The organism is Sphingopyxis sp. (assembly GCF_036402335.1).
In the GTDB taxonomy this organism is placed as follows: domain Bacteria; phylum Pseudomonadota; class Alphaproteobacteria; order Sphingomonadales; family Sphingomonadaceae; genus Sphingopyxis.
On the sequence record NZ_DASWTD010000145.1, the window covers coordinates 1 to 3,731 of the forward strand.

At 64.0% G+C, this 3,731-nt stretch carries 2 protein-coding genes; both read right to left on the bottom strand.

Features of this window, described 5'->3' with window-relative positions:
• A partial coding sequence (locus VGD20_RS04460; protein WP_331133294.1) for a glycoside hydrolase family 97 protein occupies window positions 1-1,903 on the bottom strand: 1,903 nt, incomplete at its 3' end.
• Window positions 1,903-3,510 carry an alpha-glucosidase gene (locus VGD20_RS04465; protein ID WP_331133295.1) on the bottom strand — a complete coding sequence of 536 codons (1,608 nt, stop codon included), beginning with the start codon at window positions 3,508-3,510 and terminating at the stop codon, window positions 1,903-1,905. The genes VGD20_RS04465 and VGD20_RS04460, both read right to left, overlap by 1 nt.
• Window positions 3,511-3,731 lie beyond the last annotated feature (221 nt).

A 3,731-nucleotide genomic window follows, 5' to 3' on the forward strand; every position in this document is an offset into this window, starting at 1 on the left:
CATCCTTCCAGACGGTCGCGGTATAGCTCTTGCCAGCATCGAGGAAATCGAAGCTGAGCGTCAGCGTCCGTTCGGTTGCGTCGTTGACCCCGCCGACATACCAGTCGGCGCTGTTCCGGTCCTTGCGCGCGAAGATCGCATAGTCGCCGACCTCGCCCGCGATCAGCTTGCTTTCGGCCCAGTCGGCCGGGACCTGCTTGATGAAGTCCAACTCGCGCGGATGCGCTTCCAGACTTTCGATGAAGTCGGCGGCCATCTGGATCGGCGAATAAATGGCGAGATAGAGGCCGAGCTGTTTCGCGAGCGTCGAGGCGAAGGGCGCCTTGTTCGATCCCTCGAGGCTCAGCACCCCCGGCGTATAATCCATCGGTCCCGACAGCATCCGCGTATAGACGAGCGTCGGTTCATGGTCGGGGCCGCTGCCGAAATCGCTCCACGCATTATATTCCATGCCGCGTGCGCCCTCGCGCGCAACCCAGTTGGGATACGTGCGGCGAAGCCCGGTGTCCTTGATCGGTTCGTGCGGGTTGACCGCGACCTTGTACTTCGCCGCGGTCTGCACGACCTTCAGATGGTGCTGCACCTGCCGCTGGCCGTCGTGCCATTCCATGCGCATCGTCCCGGGCGTGTCGCCGGGCGCGATGATGCCGCCGGCGTCGGCGACATAGCCGGTCTTCACCGCCTTGACGCCAAGCTGGCCATAAAGCTTCATCGCATCGTCAAGCTGCGCTTCGTAAACCGCAATATTGCCGCCGGTTTCATGATGGCCGATCAGCGTCACGCCCTTCTTGCGCGCATAGTCGGTGACCGCCTTCAGGTCGAAATCGGGATAGGCTTCGGTAAAGCTGTATTGGTCGCCATGGCCGAACCAGTTGCTGTTCCAACCCTTGTTCCATCCTTCGACTAGCACGCCGCCAAAGCCGTGCTTCGCCGCGAAGTCGATATATTGCTTCGTCCTCTCGGTCGTCGCGCCATGCTCGGGTCCTTCGGCCCAGCTCCACGGGCCGCGGATCATGCCCCACCAGATGCCGATATATTTCATCGGCTTGACCCAGCTGACGTCGCCCAGCTTGTTCGGTTCGTTGAGGTTGAGTTCGAGATCGCTTTCGACCAGCCCCGCGGCGCTGTCGGCAATCCGGATCGTGCGCCAGGGCGTGTTGAACGGCAGGTCGCGGACCACCCTTGGCCCACGCGACGATGGCGACAGGGTCGAGCGGAACTTGCGCCCCTCGATGCGCTTCAGCCACATGCCCGAATAGTCGACGAGCGCCGCCTCGTGGAACGCGAGATGCGTGCCGTCGGCGAGGCGCATCGTGATCGGCGTGTGCGCGGTGGCGACCGCATCGATCGGGGTTTTCTGGTAGATTTGCTCGTAGCGATTCCATTCGCCGCCGGTGATCCACCAGGCGGTACCTTCGGGCGCGATGTCGAATTCGGTGACCTCGTCGGCGATCTTCGCAGTCTTCATCCCCGCCTGCTCGGGCAATTCGTAGCGAAAGCCGATGCCGTCGTCGAACAGGCGGAAACGGACGTTGATCGCGTGCCCGCCCCAGCTTTCATGCTGGCGGAAGCGGACGAGCAGTTCATTGTAGTGATTGCGCACAAAGCGGCGCTCGCCCCACGGCAATTCCCATTTTTCGTCGGCACCGCCGGTCTCCGCACCCTCTATCCCGAATCCGCGCTGCAGGCCGATGCCGTCGGTAAGCATGAAACCGAGTTTCGACGGCGCGATGAGCAGCTTGCCCTTGCGCGACAGCGACCAGGTCGGGCGCTGGTCGCTATCGGTCGAGACCGTCAGCACGATCCGGCCGTCGGGCGACGCTGCGGTTTGCGAGGGCCGGGCGTCCTGCGCCATGGCCGGCGCGGCCGCGATCAGCGAGAAGGCGGCGATCAGGCTACGCATCAATTTTTTCCTTCGAGATCAAGCCACAGCACGCCGCAGGGCGGCAGCGACGTCCTATCGGCGCCATTGAGGGCGACAAATTCCATACCCGCCGCGCCATGCGCCGCGATATCGATCGTGCCGCCGCCCAGATTGAAAAGGCAGCGGACATGCCGGTTCCCGGCGATGCGGTCGAACGCCAGAAAATCACCCTCGGCGACCCAGCGGTCGTCGCGGCCAAAGCGCAGCGCAGGGTTGGCGGCACGCAAGCCGACAAGCCGGCGGGTCAGGTTGAGCAACGAGGTCTCGTCAGCCTGCTGGCGGTCGACCGCAAGGTCACGGTGCGCCGCGCCGAGCGGCAGCCACGGATCGGCGACGGAAAATCCCGCATTCGCCTCGGTCGCCGCCCATGGCAGCGGCGTCCGCGCACCGTCACGCGAGAGCGTTAGCGGCCAGTTCTTGAGCGCTTCGGGGTCTTTCACCAGCTCGAACGGGATCTCGACCTGATCGAGCCCCAGCTCCTCGCCGTTATAGATGATGATATTGCCGCGCAGCGCACAGAGCAGTGCCATCTTCATCCGCGCATAAGCGGCGGCATCGACGCCTTCGGGGGTCCAGCGCGACACCGCGCGCGGCGCGTCGTGATTTTCGAACGCCCAGCTCGGCCAACCGAGCCCCGGCGTATCGGGCCATTGCTCGGCTGCCTCGCGCACCAGCTGCGGCGTCAGCCGGTCGGCATAGAGGAAGTCGAAGCCATAGGCGCTATTGAGCCGGCTTGTCCCCGCGGTGAACAGCTTCATCTCGCGCACCGCATCGTCGCCGCCGACCTCGGCCACCGTGAAGCTGCCCGGATATTGATCGGTCAGCGCGCGGATTCGTTCGAGGAACAGCGCGATGTCGGGATGCGACTGGTTGTAGATTTTCTGCTGGAAATCGAACGGCCGCGTGCGGACCTTGTTCGACGGCGGCGCGGGCGGATTGTCGCGAAATTCGGGATCGTGCATCGAGAAATTGATCGCATCGATACGAAAGCCGTCGACGCCGCGGTCGAGCCAGAATCGCACGACGGCGAGCAGCGCGTCCTGCACCTCGCGGTTGTGGACGTTGAGTTGCGGCTGGGTGCCGAGGAAATTATGCATATAATATTGGCCGCGCCGCGCGTCCCACGTCCACGCCGGCCCACCGAACACCGACTGCCAGTTGGTCGGCGGCGACCCGTCGGGTTTGGCATCGGCCCAGACATACCAGTCGGCCTTGGCACCATGCTTGCCCGCACGGCTTTCGGCGAACCACTTATGCCGGTCGGACGTGTGCGCAAAGACGAGGTCGGTCGTGACCTTCAGCCCCAGCGCATGCGCGCGCGCCACCAGCGCGTCGAAATCGCCCAGCGACCCGAAGATCGGATCGACCCCGCAATAATCGGCGATGTCGTAACCGAAATCATCCATCGGCGAGGGATAGAAGGGCGACAGCCAGATCGCGTCGACGCCAAGCGAAGCGATATAGTCGAGCCGCGCGGTGATGCCGGCAAGGTCGCCGATGCCGTCGCCGTTCGAATCGGCGAAGCTGCGCGGATAGACCTGATAGATCGCCGCACCCTTCCACCAAGGCTGGGCGGTAACGCTCAAGGGTTCGTCCTGAAGAAGAGGCTGGTTCGTCGTCACGCGGGCTTTCGCTTATTCGCTGGCCTGGCAGATGATCGTGCCGAAGGCGGGGAGGGAAAGGTGGAGGCTGCCCGGCGCGGCGGGCTGGGCCGGACAGGAGCCGTAGAGCGCGGTAAAGCCCGCGCTTTTCATATCGATGGCAATGTTCGCCGACAATTGCTCTGCAGACGTATTATAGGCCAGCA